The 16,375-nt window shown below is 37.4% G+C and carries 12 protein-coding genes and 1 pseudogene; 3 read left to right on the top strand and 10 right to left on the bottom strand.

Features of this window, described 5'->3' with window-relative positions; translation table 11 throughout:
- Window positions 1–147 precede the first annotated feature (147 nt).
- Complete coding sequence (locus BAOM_RS06005) at window positions 148–1,785, bottom strand: outer membrane protein assembly factor BamB family protein (RefSeq protein ID WP_127759495.1); 1,638 nt, start codon at window positions 1,783–1,785, stop codon at window positions 148–150.
- Between the two features lie 291 nt (window positions 1,786–2,076).
- The gene (locus BAOM_RS06000) at window positions 2,077–3,684 is read right to left on the bottom strand and encodes a tannase/feruloyl esterase family alpha/beta hydrolase (RefSeq protein ID WP_127759494.1); all 1,608 of its coding nucleotides are present in this window, start codon (window positions 3,682–3,684) and stop codon (window positions 2,077–2,079) included.
- Between the two features lie 356 nt (window positions 3,685–4,040).
- On the opposite strand from BAOM_RS06000, the gene BAOM_RS05995 reads away from it, so the two are divergent.
- Window positions 4,041–4,529, top strand: a complete 489-nt coding sequence (locus BAOM_RS05995; protein WP_180319819.1) for a CarD family transcriptional regulator — start codon at window positions 4,041–4,043, stop codon at window positions 4,527–4,529.
- Between the two features lie 272 nt (window positions 4,530–4,801).
- Here BAOM_RS05995 and BAOM_RS05990 read toward each other — a convergent pair whose 3' ends face one another.
- The 5 genes from BAOM_RS05990 to BAOM_RS05970 form a co-directional block, all read right to left on the bottom strand.
- Complete coding sequence (locus tag BAOM_RS05990) at window positions 4,802–5,998, bottom strand: MFS transporter (protein ID WP_127759492.1); 1,197 nt, start codon at window positions 5,996–5,998, stop codon at window positions 4,802–4,804.
- Window positions 5,999–6,495: 497 nt separating this feature from the next.
- The gene (locus BAOM_RS05985; RefSeq protein WP_127759491.1) at window positions 6,496–7,428 is read right to left on the bottom strand and encodes a ketopantoate reductase family protein; all 933 of its coding nucleotides are present in this window, start codon (window positions 7,426–7,428) and stop codon (window positions 6,496–6,498) included.
- 267 nt (window positions 7,429–7,695) lie between these two features.
- Window positions 7,696–8,385 (bottom strand): ABC transporter ATP-binding protein, encoded by a 690-nt coding sequence (locus tag BAOM_RS05980; protein WP_127759490.1) that lies wholly within the window; start codon window positions 8,383–8,385, stop codon window positions 7,696–7,698.
- Window positions 8,382–10,028 carry an ABC transporter permease gene (locus BAOM_RS05975; RefSeq protein WP_127759489.1) on the bottom strand — a complete coding sequence of 549 codons (1,647 nt, stop codon included), beginning with the start codon at window positions 10,026–10,028 and terminating at the stop codon, window positions 8,382–8,384. Before BAOM_RS05975 ends, BAOM_RS05980 begins: the two co-directional genes overlap by 4 nt.
- Before the next feature lie 2 nt (window positions 10,029–10,030).
- The gene (locus BAOM_RS05970; RefSeq protein WP_127759488.1) at window positions 10,031–11,110 is read right to left on the bottom strand and encodes a Fe(3+) ABC transporter substrate-binding protein; all 1,080 of its coding nucleotides are present in this window, start codon (window positions 11,108–11,110) and stop codon (window positions 10,031–10,033) included.
- A gap of 821 nt (window positions 11,111–11,931) precedes the next feature.
- Here BAOM_RS05970 and BAOM_RS05965 point away from each other — a divergent pair.
- Window positions 11,932–12,933, top strand: a complete 1,002-nt coding sequence (locus tag BAOM_RS05965; protein WP_127759487.1) for an LLM class flavin-dependent oxidoreductase — start codon at window positions 11,932–11,934, stop codon at window positions 12,931–12,933.
- Between the two features lie 152 nt (window positions 12,934–13,085).
- Here the strand turns inward: BAOM_RS05965 and BAOM_RS05960 are convergent.
- Both BAOM_RS05960 and BAOM_RS05955 read right to left on the bottom strand, forming a co-directional pair.
- A pseudogene (locus tag BAOM_RS05960) lies at window positions 13,086–13,385 on the bottom strand (aldehyde dehydrogenase family protein); the annotation flags it as partial.
- A gap of 716 nt (window positions 13,386–14,101) precedes the next feature.
- Window positions 14,102–14,368 carry a hypothetical protein gene (locus BAOM_RS05955; protein ID WP_127759486.1) on the bottom strand — a complete coding sequence of 89 codons (267 nt, stop codon included), beginning with the start codon at window positions 14,366–14,368 and terminating at the stop codon, window positions 14,102–14,104.
- An 83-nt stretch (window positions 14,369–14,451) separates the two neighbouring features.
- Here BAOM_RS05955 and BAOM_RS05950 point away from each other — a divergent pair, with 83 nt between their 5' ends.
- Entirely contained in the window at window positions 14,452–14,655 is a 204-nt protein-coding gene (locus tag BAOM_RS05950) for a hypothetical protein (protein WP_127759485.1), read from the top strand.
- Window positions 14,656–14,847: 192 nt separating this feature from the next.
- Here BAOM_RS05950 and BAOM_RS05945 read toward each other — a convergent pair whose 3' ends face one another.
- Window positions 14,848–16,218: an FAD-binding oxidoreductase gene (locus BAOM_RS05945; RefSeq protein WP_252283222.1), complete on the bottom strand. Its 1,371-nt coding sequence runs from the start codon at window positions 16,216–16,218 to the stop codon at window positions 14,848–14,850.
- Window positions 16,219–16,375 lie beyond the last annotated feature (157 nt).

The raw sequence follows: 16,375 nt of genomic DNA, 5'->3' as shown, positions 1-16,375 counted from the left end.
TCATAAGAATCTGTTATCAACAATACTGTTTAAACTTCAATCCTTTAAAGAAAAGGTAAGTTTTCTACAAATAATTGAACAGGCCGGGGTTATTCGCCCCAGCCTGCAGTATTTTATCATTCTCTCTCATCCAAAAAATTACGTACACTACTTGATTTTCACTTTAAAAATCTGTCCTCCCCTGCTTGCAACAACGATAGAGTCATTAAAAATAGCAGGTGATGCTTCAATGTTGGACCCTAGATTTATCTTATTTATGACTTCTCCTGTTTTTCCATTTAACAAATACATCGTACCAATTGAATCACATTGAATCAGATAAGCTTGTCCATTTTTATCGTATACCGCCACTGGGGATGACCACGTATAACTTGGCATTTCCCATCTCCATACCTCTTCCCCAGTCGTTTTATTAACAGCGACCATAAGCCCTGCATTCATCGTCTTGTGCCGTGCAATGGTGAAAATCGCTAAATCTTTCATTTCATTTTTTCCAATAACAGGTGTAGACAGCATGCCTCCATTGACACTTTCGTTATACATCGCGTCATACTTTTTCGTCCAAACGACTTCACCTGTTACACCATTTATTTTACGTATAAGGGAATGGCTATCACTTCCTCTTAATTTATCTACTTCTGTTCCTGTATATAGGAAAGGAATATTTTCTTCTTCCTCAATTACAATCGACGCATCTGTATCATCAGTCCCTGACAATGCCCAGATTGGTTTCATTGTCATTAAATTAATCCCTTGAATGCTGCCTCCATTATCCGCGAAAAAGGCAAGGTTTTTATAGACAGCTACAGAGTTCTCAATCCCTTGATAATCATTCCCCTTTACTTTGTAGCGATATTTAACTTGTTCTGGAGCAACCCTAATATTTTTCTCTTCCTTATTAAAAACAGTATTTAATTTAATATTGTAGAATAATCCATTTTCTCCGCCGAGAATAAGAGTATCTGTTTCTCTATTCACAAGAGCAGAACCATCAAAAGCTCCCCAAGGACGATAAGCATCCGCTTCAATCCCTGGAATGAAGTGCAGCATCTCTCCATCTATTAAACTGAAAATACGAAAACCAATATCTCCTTGCTGAGGTATTCCTTGACCGGTATAAAGTAACGGATAGCCGCGCGGATCAATGGATATACTTCCTTTAATAGGATTTCTTGATTCTTTACCAGATTCAAGATCAAAGAAATAGATTTTTCCATCAAGACTCGCATAAATCACCTCGATGAAATTTTCCTTATGTTTAAATTCTTCCTTAAGGTTCATCATTTCTCTAATGTCTGAATCCCATTTTATAACGGCCGGCTGCCCTGTCCAACCAGCCCCACCTCCCCATTTAGGGCTTGAACCTGTAACAAATGACCATGTTTTCTCTAAAGAAACCGGATTCATTTTCACTTCACCATAACTAGAGGAGTTTCTCAAATTATTTCCACGGAAAGTTAATACACCTTCTACTTCCGTATACACCTCGGAAAACGTATATACAGATTTTAATTCATGCAATTTGTCTTTTGGAATGGTTTCGTAGAGGATCTCTGGAGTTTCTTTTGGATGAATTTCAAGGAATGTTTCCTCCGTTTCATTCACTTGCTTGATTGTTTGAGTTTTTTCTTGCGGTTCTGAAGATACAATCGGTTCATCCATTTGATTGTCTTTCGTTCTTTCACTTGTTTCAATACTTGTATTTGCTTCTTTCGTTACACAAGCTGTCGTTAGAGCTAAACTGGAACAAAACAAAGATAATAATATGAATCTATTTGCTTTCAACAAGGACACCACCATTATGTTATCAATCATCTACATCTTTCTGATTAAATGTCGGAACATGTGCTACTTTTCTATAAGTAAGTTAACTTACAATATTTACCTTACTTATACCATACCAACAATGTCGCATGCCTTGTTATTTTGTCGAAAAATTCAAAATATTTTTTATTTATTAAGCAGTAAGAACCCTACCTCAAAATTTTAAAATACTTTATTATAGAACCTGCCCATAATCATATAAATAACTTATAGGACAGGCCCTTAAAAAAATCAAAGTTCTTATGTCACAAATTAAGGAGCTGCACAAGTAAAGTTTGCAGCCGAGTTTACATTCCCTTTTCCTTTGTACTTTGGATAAGTTGGATATTCACATAGCGGACGGGTACGACCAAAAGTATCAGCGTTTTGATCTTGTGCAACGAGATTCACGGGTCTCTTTCCATCCACTACCCATGTATCTAGTGCACCGAGTAAATCTGCTCTCATTGTGAAGGCTTCTGATCTTCTATGACCATAGCCAGGAACCAAGTAGAACTGAACAAATTGATCAAGCGAACTTTTTCCAAACTTATCGACAAGCTTGTTATAATAATCAACCGAACTGTACGGAGTAACAATCTGGTCTGCTGTTCCGTGAAGCAAGATTAATTTCCCTCCACTGTCCTTAAATTTAGAGAGATTAGGATCAGTCGCATCAAGTAATTGTGAGGCTTTCACAACTTGACCCCTCCATTGATCTGGATTGAAATGGACAGGATTAAAATCTTTATCTCGAACAACCATATACTTAATGACTCCATCTCCTAATCTTGAGACAAAGTTCTTTCTTTTTAACGGCGATGTTCCATATTGAGAAAGTCTACTCTCACTAATGTTTGCACCCTGCAATTGAGAATATCCCGGCGTGACCGTCAATCCATTTGCAAGCGGATAGTTAAAGCGCAATGGTGAATTGAAAAGTTTGATGATATCTACCTTTTCCTTAGAAAGATGTTTGCTTAAGAAGGTTAGAATGTGATTTGTTTTTTTTGCACAAGCTGTTATATGACTTACAATACCGTCCGCAACACCGTCCAAGGAATCACAAGCGTTAAGAACCGTTTCATTAATGAGCTTGTTTTCCGTCGGGCTAATCCATCCAGCTCCATTATTAGCGTACAATGCGTTAGCATTTTGGTTGTCCTTAATCGCCTTGGATACCCAGTTTAATGCCGGGTATAATACGATGACGCCATCATATTCTGTAGGAAAGCGTTGAACAACTTTTAATGCTTCACGCCCTCCATTCGATCTGCCAAAAAAGTAGACCTGAGATGGTTTACTGCGGTAACGTGCATCCACTAGCTCAAGAGCAACATCTTTTGTTTTTTTCAATTGATCGGAAGCAAAGTTAGCCAAGGCTTCGTCATTCAAGGCAAAGCTTCCGTCTAAGCTCTTGCCTTGATGGCCCGAGTCACTGCCAAACGTCACGTAGCCTTTCGACAAGGCATCTGGACTTGCCAAAGGCTTTCCAATGTTAGCTCCTAGACCTGTTACTAACACACCATCAAAAGCACCGCCGCCCACTTGCAATAGTTTATGGTTCCAATTCGTGGGAAGATTGACTTGAAAATGAATATCCGGAGCGTTCTTATCTACTGGGTGAATCGCTCCTAGCACCTTACAAAATCCTCTATTTTTATAGTACTTTCCAGTTTTCCATACGAACGTCGCAGACTGAACGGTAGCACCATTTGTCGGCAAACCGATTTGGGATGCTGGTATGCTCATGCCCTTCAGATTTGAACAGACAGATGCTCGATCTTGCGTATAAACCTCATTATTATCCAAGCTACATACTAATAAAAAGACAAATGAAAGCAAAGGAAATAAAATCAAAGTTTTCAATTTACCTTTCATATTCTTCCTCCCGTACCTTTCAGATTGTAAACCAATGTTAATATGTACCGTAAACAATCTCCTTAGCCTTAAATGAGAGAGGAATTTTCAAAAACGGGAAAAATTAAAAACCTGCCTCGTTCACACAAGACAACAAGCGATTACCCGTTTAAACAATCCTTTATCCATTCTCTTAACTCCATACTAGCGACAGTCTATTCGCAAGGTATAGTACGTATCTATACAAGTAGTCATTTCAGGAAAATAGCCCTATATTAATCAATGGATTATATATTGACACAAACTAACTATCCATGGTATTATATAAAATTTGATTAAATATCGATTATATGCTACCATAATAAATGTAGATATATATGGAGGTGTATGATTTGGTTCAAATTGGCGACAAAGTTTTTTATCCAATGCATGGGGCAGGTATCATTAAAGCCATTGAAGAAAGAAAAATCCTAGGGAAAACAGAGGAATATTGTGTGATTAACATTCCGATTTGTAAAATGGACGTTATGATCCCGATGAACAAGATACACACATCAGGTATTCGTTCACTCGTTGACCGGAAGACGATGAAGGAAATATTGTTAGATTTCCATCACGAAAAACCGCATAATTCACTTTCATGGAAAGAAAGATATATCTCAAATCTAGAAAAAATGAAGACAGGCGATGTGCATGATTCTGTTGAAATAGTTCGCAATCTCTTGTTTCAGAGTAAGGAAAAATCGCTTAATTCAAGTGAAAGACACATGTTAAATCAAGCGCGAAGAAATTTAATTAGCGAGCTCGTTTTAATTACTGATCTCACAGAAAATCAAGCAGCTAACTTGTTGAAACTATCCAGTTAAAAACCTCTCCACCGTACATCATTTACTTGGTGTTTTTTTATTTAAAAACACTTACTCTAACCCTCAAAAAAAGGACAGGCAGATACGACACTAACCAATGAATTTTAATATGATTAATCGTATCTCTCCCCTTAGTACGGGGACACTTCATCTTCTACTCCTCTTAGTCGCAGCTGTAAAGTATCGATTCCGACCCAACCTAAACAAGCTAAAACCCTCGATATAACAAGGATTCCAGCCTTTTCAATAAGATACGTCCTATGAACTTTCCTTTACGCAACTTTCTCTCTTTGTCTTACAGCCGCTTTTTTGCCGTGCACTACATAATAAATTAAAATGCCAAGAAAGACGATAACAGCCATACCTACATATAATTCACGAAACCCTGTAAGAGGTAAAATAAATCCTAATAAGAACGGGCCAACGCCAATCCCAAAATCATAGAACACAAAAAAGGTAGAGGTTGCTAACCCCATTCTGTGACTCGCCGCTTCATTAATAGCAACGGTTTGAGCACTTGATTGAAATGTACCAAAGCCAATTCCAATTACTGCTCCAGCTATAAGTAAACTAATTCCATGATGGGCCTGACTCAGGATTATCAAGCCTACCCCAAATAAAACTAGCGATGGGTAAATGACAGCATTTTCACCTTTTACATCAAATAATCTGCCTGTTACTGGTCTAGACAGTAACAGAAAAAACGCATACATCACAAAGAAAAAACTAGCAGCATCTACTAAGTCAATTTCTATTGCATACGCAGTCAAGAAAGATAAAATACTTGAGTAAACAAAACCACAAATCACAACAAGAATCGCAATAGGAAAGGTGCTTTTTTCAAAGAAATCACTAAAGCGTAAGCCACTCTTCATTTGAATGTTCCTTGCGGCCTTCTCTTCTTTTGGTACATGTAAAAATATAGTGGATACTAAAGCAATGACTGAAAAAGTAGTAGTTGCCACAAAAATCATAAAATCATCGAACTTCTGGCTGATTACTAATCCTAAAAAGGGACCGATTGCCATAGCCAAGTTCATACTTGTCGCAAAATACCCCATTCCTTCTCCACGTCGTACCACTGGGATAATATTGGCCGCAATCGTCCCAGTAGCTGTTGTACTAATCCCAAAAGCAAAACCATGAATGAATCTAATTAATAATAAAAGCGGTAAACTATTTACTAGAAAATACAATAGCATCATGATTAGAAATAAAACTAAACCAAAAAGCAGTAAATTCTTTTTTCCAACTGTTTCAATCACTTTCCCAGCAATAGGTCTAACAATGACTGCCCCAAGAACAAAAATACTAGAAGCAAGCCCTGCTTCACTTTGAGAAGCATGGAACTCCTTAATCGAATAAATCGCTAATGTTACCATTAACATATAAAATGATATAAATAACAGAAAATTTGAAGTTGAAACCATTAAAAAGTCTTTCGTCCATAATTTAGGTTTGTGATTCATGATAACTCCTCTTTCTTTATTTAAACTTTTCCTTTAAACATTGAGGATTTGTAATAAGGTCTGCTTCACATACTCCTTCCATCCAATTTTGTTCACATTCATCAACTACACTTTTAGCTCCCTAATATACTTGAATCCTCCTTTCCCGCTAATCTTTACTAAAATTTTTCCAATACATTGTCGCTTCTCTAACCGATGTACAGCACGGAATCAAATAGGCTTCTCTCCACCCATATTACTAACCTGCACATTTGGTCAAAAAAATGATTGTGATAAATCCCTCTTTTAACAATATAGTTACCTAGGTAACTATATACCTTTTATTTATAAATGTCCAATAAACCATATGACATTCAACCATTTCCATTGAACACATACTAGATTAAAAATGAACGCGCTCCGTTTATAAAAGAAAAAATGACGTATAAGCTGCACACGTCATTTTTCTTTTAAGTTGTATGGGCCTTCTACAACTTATTCAATTTTTTCCGTAACGATTATAGTCCACTTGGCTTTCCGTTTTCATAAGGTTTCAATATACCATACAGCGTTTCAATAACAGGAAGAACTACATCATGTTTAGCAGCCAAACGCAGTGCTCCTCCATGTAAATGCTCGACCTCTAAAGGAAGTCCTTTTCTCATATCCTGGTGCATGGAAGAGGTTGCTTCTTCTCGGAAACCTTTTAATCTAGTTGCCATCGTTTCTACTTCTTGCTCTGTTAAAACAATTCCCTCTTTCTCAGCGAGCATGCTCATTTCCAAGATTACCTTTCTAGCAACAGCAAATGACGCTTCCGTACTTGTAATAAAACCTGCTGGCAGCTGCATCGCTGACGTAATTCCTGAAAACGACGTAATAAATATGTACTTTTTCCACATATGCTTTAAAATATTTTCTTCCCTTAAAATATTCGTTTTTACATCATTATGTACCGCTTCTAATTGCGCACATATTTCTGTTTGCTCGTTATGAAGAGCTCCAAATTTCACAGCACCGCTTCCACTAGTATGCTCTACGTGACCTTGTTCATTTAACGTTGCAATGATAGAGGCGAATCCTCCTAGCACTTTTTCTTTTCCAATGGCTTGCTGCAATGTTTCTAAATGCTCTATACCATTTAACAAAGGAAGCACAAACGCTCCTGTCTGCTCCACAATTGTTTGAACTTGCGGGATGGCTTGGCCAAGATGATATCCTTTTACAGCCAGTATAATTAAATCGATATTTTCAACTTGTTCAGCCTCTGTATAAATCGTTGCATCTCTTGCTTCAAAGTTTCCTTCAGGGCTGTATATTTTCAATCCTTCTTTCGCTAATTGCGCTGCCCTTCTTTCCCTCACAAAAAACGAAACGTTTAAACCCGCTTCTAACAATCTCCCACCAAAATAAGCACCTAAAGCTCCTGCACCTTGCACCAAAATATTCATCGTAGCCCCAACCTTTCTTATCTCTTTTTTATCTATGTTATCACGGAAAAGAGGCAATACTCTAGTCACAAACTATTGAAAGCCGTATTATTCAACTTCTCAGCGATATCAGTTCCCTTATTCAAACACCGCATAGTCTTTTTCTTGAACCGCTATCCATTTGTTCTCTAAGTCATTTAGATTACTCTTTGTGATTTTCGGATACGAATATAAGAAAAAGCATCCCCTTGCCGCTTAGGCAATGAGATGCTCCTTGAACAAGATCCATTATTTTATAGTATGGATTTTATTACCATTTAAATCATTAGGAACATTCGACTGACCGACTACGATGCTATAATCACATATCGCTTCAACATCCTTTCGATCATGTGTGACCATAATACAAGTCATGTCGGCCTTCTTTAAAATTATTCCTAGTTCTTCTCGAATCGATTCTTTTAAATCCGCATCTAAGTTACTAAAAGGCTCATCCATCAATAATATATTTGGCTTTGGCGCAAGCGCTCTAGCAAGCGCAATCCGTTGCTGCTGGCCGCCGCTTAATTCATGTGGATACCTTTTCTCAAAACTCTCCATTTGAACAAGCTCCAACATCTCATCCACACGCGATTTTCGTTGCTTTCTAGGCAGACGTGATAAGCCAAACAGAATATTATCCTTCACTGTCATATGGGGAAACAGAGCATAGTCTTGAAAAACCATCCCGACTCCTCTTTCCTCCGGATGAATAAATACCCCTTCGCTGACAACGGTCGTACCAGCAATTTTAATCGTTCCTTTCATCGGCATTTCCAAGCCTGATATCAAACGGAGCAACGTACTTTTCCCACTGCCGCTTTGACCTAGAATCCCGACAATTTCTCCTTTTTCCATAGAAAAGGAGAAACCATTAATAATCGGAGCCTCTTTGCGAGAAAATGAAAAAGTAAGACCTTCAATTTCGACAATACTCATTGTTTCCCCCTCTTACCTATCATTTGAAAAATGATTACAGATAAAATACTAATTGCAATTATTAAAAGCGATGAAATAGAAGCCTCATGTATTTGCTCATCATTTGCATACTGATAGGTCTTTGTTGCCAGCGTTTCAAAATTGAAAGGTCTCAACAACAAAGCCAACGGCAGTTCCTTGCAGATTTCCACAAACGTTACAATAAATCCACTAATAAGCGACCCTTTAATTAAAGGAAGGTCCACTTTAAAGAACGTTTTTGTCACACCTAATCCAAGTATTCTTGAAGCTTCCGTATATTTCGTTCCAACCTTCTCAAAGCCCACTTCAATAGCGTTAAATCCAGTAGCCATAAAACGAATGAAATAGCCAACGATTAACATCACTAAAGATAAACTTAAAATGAGCGGTGCTTCACCGAGTCCCATAGAAGAGTAGATCGGAGCGAGCCATTTATCAAGCGAGATAAAAACAGCTAGTACACCAATTGCGATAATCGGACCAGGAATCGAGTAACCAAGAGTTACACATTTCGATATAATGAACGAAAATGAAGAATGAGAGCGACAAACATTTGCAACAACAACGGAAAGAATAAGAATAAGCAATGTAGATGCTAATGCTACATAGACGGTTTGATAAAACAATGTAAAGAATGAAGCATCCCACACTTTATGAAACGTCAGTTTTGCCCAAGCAATCAACTGAACAAATGGAATGAGAAATCCTAATAGAAACACAATTCCACAATATAGAAAGGCTGCTATTCCAGCCATCCCTCTCAGCTTCACAGGTACAAGCGGCCTTGATTTATTGCTTAAATGATAACGTCGCCGCTGTCTAAGCAGTTTTTCTAAAAAGAATACCCCGGCAATGATTACCATTAACCAAGCAGCCAGTCTCATCGCAGAATTTACATCGTACATTCTGAACCACGTTTGAAAAATAGCTGTTGAAATAGTATGAATACCTAAATAGCTAGTAACTCCATAGTCCCCCAGCACTTCATAGATAACTAAAACAGTACCTCCAACAATAGCAGGCCTTGAAAGAGGAAGAACTACTTTATAAAAGACAGCTAACGGTTTTCGTCCTAACAGCCTTGCATTCTCGATATATGATGTACTTTGACTTTCAAGAAATGCTCTCGTTATCATGTACACATAAGGGAATAAAAACAGAGTAAAAATAAAAACGGCTCCACTTATTCCCGAAACGGTTAACCATTCTGCCTTCAATTGATAGTCAAAATGGTTCCTTAACGTAGTTTGAACGACCCCGGTATAACCCAGCATCGTCCGATAAGTATATACCGCTATAAAAGTCGGGATTGCAAGCGGCAGCATTAGTCCCCAACGAAAAAAACGCTTTAAGGGAAAATCATAGGCTGCGACCAACCACGCCAATGTTACACCTAAAAAGGATGTAAATACACCAGTCAAAACGACAAGGATAATCGTGTTTGCAACATAATTCCCCAATAAATACTGACGAATATGAAACCAGTTTTCATTTGGTTCTTGAAATATCGAGGAGAAAATAAAAAGGATGGGCAGTAGAATAACTACCGCCCCAACTAAACTAATGGTCCACCAACCATTAAATTCTTTTTTCACCTTACGTTTGAGCAATTCGGCCTTCATGATTATTTCCAGCCTGTTTTATTAAAGATCTCAATTGCTTTTTGATTATGCTCCCCTAAAGTATCAAAGTTTAGCTCTTGCATTTTGAACTCTCCCCAGCTCTCTAGCAATTCTGGCTTAGCTGCATTAGGATTTACTGGGAATTCATAGTTATTAGCTGCTAAAAATTCTTGAGCTTCAACGTCCGTCATATATTCAATAAGCTTAACTGCATTTTCTTCATTTTCACTGTACTTTGTTAAACCAATTCCGCTGATATTCACATGAGTACCATTTGTTTCTTGGTTCGGGAAAAAGACTCCGATACTGTCAGCAACTTTTACTTCCTCTGGGTCTTCTGAGTTTGCAAGCAGACCAACATAATATGTGTTCATAATCGCAACATCACCAGTGCCTGCAGCAATCGCTTTAGCTTGGTCACGGTCACCGCCATCTGGCTGACGAGCAAAATTGTTCACGATTCCTTTTGCCCATTGCTCTGCTTTTTCTTCACCGTTTAACTCAATGAAAGAGGCAAGCAATGATTGGTTATATAAACTTGTTGAAGAACGAACTAACAATTTCCCATTCCATTTCTCGCTTGTTAAATCCTCATATGTAGACAATTCTTCCGGTGAAACTCTATCTTTTGCATAAGCAATAATACGTGCTCTTGTCGCCAACCCAATCCAGTTATTATCCGCATCGCGAAGGTTTTCAGGTACGTTTTTATTAATAACATCTGAAGTCACAGGTTGCAAAATATCATTTTGCTTTGCGTTAGCAAGGACTCCGCCATCTACTGTTACAAATAAATCAGCTTCTGTACTTTCGCCTTCACGCTTTATTCTCTCAATCAGCTCTTCTGCTTCTCCTTTTATCACATTCACTTCAATGCCTGTTTCTTCTGTGAATTTCTTGTAAATCTCATCATCAGCTTCGTAATGTCTTGCCGTATAGATATTTACTTCTTGATTTTCCGTTGTTTTAGATTTTGTTTCTTCGTCTTTGGATTTACTTTCATCTGTACCACCGCAACCAGCTAGACCGACTGTTAGTGCAGCACTAACTAGCAAAGGCTTAAATAACTTTGATAACTTCATGATTGATATCCACCTTTTCTGTTAATTTATTAATAATGATATTGAGAATCGATTTCATTTATTCCATTTCATTTTACTTACGATTATCTATACCGTCAACTAATTTTCCGAATTTTTAAATACTTTTTTATTATTCAATATATAATTATTTTTTCCTATTAATTGTATATACCAGCAACTTGTACGCTATAATCGAATCCCTTTAAAATATATAATCATTAGGTTATAAGAATAAATACACAAAATAATTTTATCGTTTGCTATGGATATTTTTAGAATATACTATTAACTCTATCTCAATAGTATCAATCTTTTATAAAGATTTCGAAATGAAACATTTCACCGTCTATTCGCAAAAAGGTTTTATGAAAAAATATACTAATAAAACATAACTTCTTCAAATCATTACATAGAATGGATAGAAATCTAAAAGTTATTCAAAAATGTAAGATAGAATAATTTTTACTATGTAAAATGTATCCATCCTATAGCAGAATCCTGTATTTAACAATCCCATCCTGTTACGAAAATGCGGTTCATTTAATGCGCCTCCAACTCCTTAAAACAAAAGGATTTAAAGCTTATTTACGTAAAACTTATTGATGAATTAAGATTCTATTATTTTCAAAATAGAATCGGTTGTACCGGATATATGGAACGGAGCTGCAAGAGGTAATACATTGTTTGCGTTAAAAAGAAAGCGATAAACCTTAGGGCACTTATTCCTTTATTTATTTTTCTACCCAAGCATTTAAGTTTGTTTCCACTGTTCTAATTGTTACTATAATAGTGACACTTGCATGAAGAAAGGATACATTTACATGTCAAATATACAAATACCTGTATCAGTCTTAAACTTAGCTCCTATTCGTGAAGGACAAAGTGCGAAAGAAGCTATCGAGGCAATGGTCGATTTAGCGCAAGCGACTGAGAAGATGGGCTATACAAGATATTGGATTGCTGAGCATCATAACACACCAACATTAGTGAGTTCAGCGACTTCTATTTTAATTAAACACACTTTAGAGCATACAGAACATATACGTGTTGGGTCTGGAGGAATTATGCTGCCTAACCACTCCCCTTTAGTTGTTGCGGAACAATTCGGAACGATGGCAACCATCTATCCTAATCGATTGGACTTAGGTCTTGGCCGAGCTCCGGGCACGGATATGATGACCGCAAATGCACTAAGACGAGCTCAAAAGGATTCTGTCTATACATTTCCGAACGATGTTCAGGCATTACTTACGTATTTCGGACCTGAAGAGCTTCAAAGTTATGTAAAAGCTTATCCAGGTGTTGGAACAAATATCCCAATCTATATCCTCGGTTCTTCGACGGATTCTGCCGTTCTAGCAGCTAAATTAGGCTTGCCCTATGTATTCGCTTCTCACTTCGCACCAAGATATATGGAGGAAGCTATTTCTATTTATCGCGACCGATTCCAGCCATCTCCATACTTAGACTCTCCATATATGATGGTCTGCTTGAATGTGATTGCCGCTGAAAGCGACGAAGAAGCTACATTCGAATCAACCACCATGCAGCAGTTTTTCCTAAATGTTGTTCGCGGATCTCAAACACCGTTACAACCTCCTGTTGAAAATATGGATCACATTTGGAGTCAGCCTGAAAAAGCAATGGCTGCATCAATGTCCAGTGTGACTCTGTTAGGAAATAAAGATTCGATTCGAAAACAGTTGACGAGTTTTCAAGAGAAGTATAACGTCGATGAAATTATGGCTGTATCATATATTTATGATGGTAACAAACAAAAACGGTCTTATGAGATTCTAAAAGAAATCGTGGATGGCAAATAAAGATATGCATTTGAACACGCTGTGATTTTTGGATCCTATGCGTGTGAGAATAGATTACTTGAACTTAACAATACAACAAATATACCTGTATTGAGATGATGTGCCCCTCAATACAGGTATATTAAAATAAACTATTCTTTTAATACTGATGTTTAATAATTATCAATTTGAGCTCTTTGTAGTTTACCGCTGTAATCGACATAAATAGATTTCCATTCAGTGTATACATCTAAGGATGCTTCACCAGAATCTCGATGACCATTACCAGTCCCTTTCGTTCCGCCAAATGGAAGATGAATCTCAGCCCCTGATGTTCCTGCATTCACATAGACAATTCCTGTATCCAAATCTCTCATAGCTTGGAAGGCTCGGTTAACGTCAGCAGTGAAAATCGCACTGGATAGACCAAATTCCACATCATTATTTACTTCAATAGCTTCTTCTAAACTACTAAAGGTATCATAATGGGTAAAAATCTCCCTAGAATACTATTTAATTTTTCAAACATCCTTCTTCATCTCGATCATCCATCCCTTTAGTAGACTAGCTTGTTATAGCACTTTACTTCTAGATTACCAATAAACTCCGGCTCTTTCGCCCACGTGCTGTATTAATAATCAGTCACCTCCATCTCAAGCCCCAGTTTTAGACACTTTACGACTTCTTGAGCAATCTTACTATTCCCTTACTTTACATTTATCCATTTAAACTATTATAAGACTATATATCATTTTTACAAAAAGTGGAATGTTTTCGTTTGAAAAACTGTTCCCATACACTTTTCTTTTCATAATGGAAATTAACACTTTTACTAACACTTAGTCATTTGTCAATGAAGCAACTAACTGCAGTTGTATACACTTCGTCTATACTTTTTCACTAATTTTAATATAGATTTTGTAAAAGCAGCCGTTAATATAGGACACGCTAATCGTGAAATTAATCGAAAATACCTAAAAGCACTAAAAACGAAAAAAAGCTGAAATCCTGAACATCCAAGAATCCCCGCCTAGCCAATTTTCTAAACTATTTTTCTATTAAATAAAAAGAAGCAAAACACCAACTCCAAATTCGGCAGCATGACATTCAATATTTACTGTCGTCCCTTTCACAGACTTCATGATTAAAGTGGAGAGCCAAGTAGTCTCTCCACTGATTAATGAGGATTCTATTCATTAAATGAAACGGGCGAGCCAGTTGAAGTATGTTGATTCACCCAGTCAAGCGATACTTTGGAAACATCTTGCCAGTCAGGTATTTCTGATTTATGCTGTTCTACCCAACTCATACAATATTGCGGGTCAATATTATTTTCCTGGCATTGTTCTAAGAACGACTGAATGTTTGAATCTGTACAATTTTCCCATGTGCCACAAGTAGTTGTAAAAAGAGTCTCCATTTTCGTTTGTATATCAAGTTCCTTATCATTAACCATGATTGACTCCTCCTTTTATTAAAAATAAGATAAGCATGTTGGCATTAACAACATTAAGTATGTTCAAAGGATTATTTATGCCGTTGGCTGCTGTATTAATTATTATCCCAATGATTGTCGCCATTATAACTGTACACAGAAAAAATGGTTTGTTTTCAGATAAGGGTGGAATAGAATATAATCTGGTATTAATCGCTATCGCATCGGGCATCACTTTAACTGGTTCTTTATCTTTAGATGCACTCTATGATATCGATTTTTTGGTCCGTTTAATGTTTTCACATTGAAGAAACCTTTAACCACAAAATAAAACCAGCACAAATGACTATGCTGGTTTGCTACACAATATTCATTTAGAAGTTTCCTGCAACCTTTTCTAAACCAGTTTCAATGATTTCTTCTGCTCGGTCAGGATACTAATAACAACTGTTTCTGAATCTGTGGTTCCCCAAGCTTGAACATACTTAACAGCCAATAGATTATCCTTGTGGATTAATGTTATGGTTATGACGGAATCTATTACTTGGATCGTACGTTTTCTTTACCTCTACTAAGCGCTCGTAGTTTTCTTGAAATGCATTAGTCGTTACATCGTCGCTTACACCGACTCCATTAAGATATGAGGCATTTTTGTAGGAAAATGGGAGCAGTCCTCCATATACGGAATCTATCCATTGTTTACATACAGCATCGTCTCCAGCCATAGCCATTACATCAACCAACAGGACAAACTTTGCATTTCGGATGGCAAATGGAGTTGCATGAACAGGTACTCGATTCATTTTTCCGCCAAGTGCCCATAGCTGAACAAGGATGCTTGGAGCCGGCGCATTGTCTATTTTATAGAGGAGCTGCTCAATGACTGTATCATCCAATTCATCAAAGAAAAGAGAGCTTCCATAAACAGGTACGGTTTTTGGCACCATTGGGTCTAGCTTCTTTTGGAACGCTACAAATGGCACTACTCCTGTTTGATCAACAATTGGTTCTGCTAACTCGCGAAGCGGTTGAATAACTGTTTGGCCTTCTTTCGCATCACCTGCATAGATTCCTAAAAGCATGATTACCTTTTTATGATGTAAAAATTCAGGTAAAAACGGGGCAGGCGGCAGAACAGCAGCTGTTATATTAAGAGAAACTGCTTCATCAGGAGCTTGAGCCAAAAATTGTTGAGCTTTGTTTAAGATGTCTTTTGCATCCTTAAAATCGTACATCACATCCAAAGCCAACACTTCTGGACCTACGGCATGCAAGGCAAACTCAAATCTAGTGACGACCCCAAAATTTCCGCCGCCTCCGCGAATTGCCCAAAATAAATCTTGATGATTCTTTTCATTAACCTCAAGCACAACACCGTCCGCTGTTACGACTCTTGCACCAACAAGATTGTCACAAGTTAACCCATACTTCCCTCTTAAATAACCAATACCGCCATTTAGAGCTAACCCGGCAACACCTGTTTCGGAAACCGTCCCAGTAGGAACTGCCAGTCCATACTTTTGAGTTTCAAGATCTATATCTCCAAGAGTAGCTCCACCTTCTACAACAGCCACTTGTCTCTTTTCATCTACTGTTACTTTTCTCATGTGTGATAAGTCGATCATTACCCCATCATCACAAACAGCAAGGCCGGCTACATGGTGTCCTCCACCGCGAATCGAAATAGATAATTCATTTTCCTTCGCAAACTGTACAGCTGCAATCACATCATTTTCTGACTCACAAACTACTATTGCGGCTGGTTTTCTATCAATTACAGCATTCCAAACCCTTCTTACTTCATCATAACGCGCATCATTTGGACGTATTAATCGGCTGCCTACATGCTTCTCAAGGGTACTATACATCATGTAATCACTCCTATCTTTTATATTTGAACACTAGTTCATTGTTACCATATAATAGTACCATTATTTGGTTGTTTTTCCACAAAATTCTGTAATCATAATTACACCAATAGTCATATTCTCAAACTAGTTGACATAGATTCTTCAAAAAGTAAAAGGG

Source organism: Peribacillus asahii, from assembly GCF_004006295.1.
Lineage (GTDB): Bacteria > Bacillota > Bacilli > Bacillales > DSM-1321 > Peribacillus > Peribacillus asahii_A.
The sequence above is the reverse complement of the archived record's forward strand: the minus strand, read 5'-3'. Positions and strand labels throughout refer to the sequence as shown.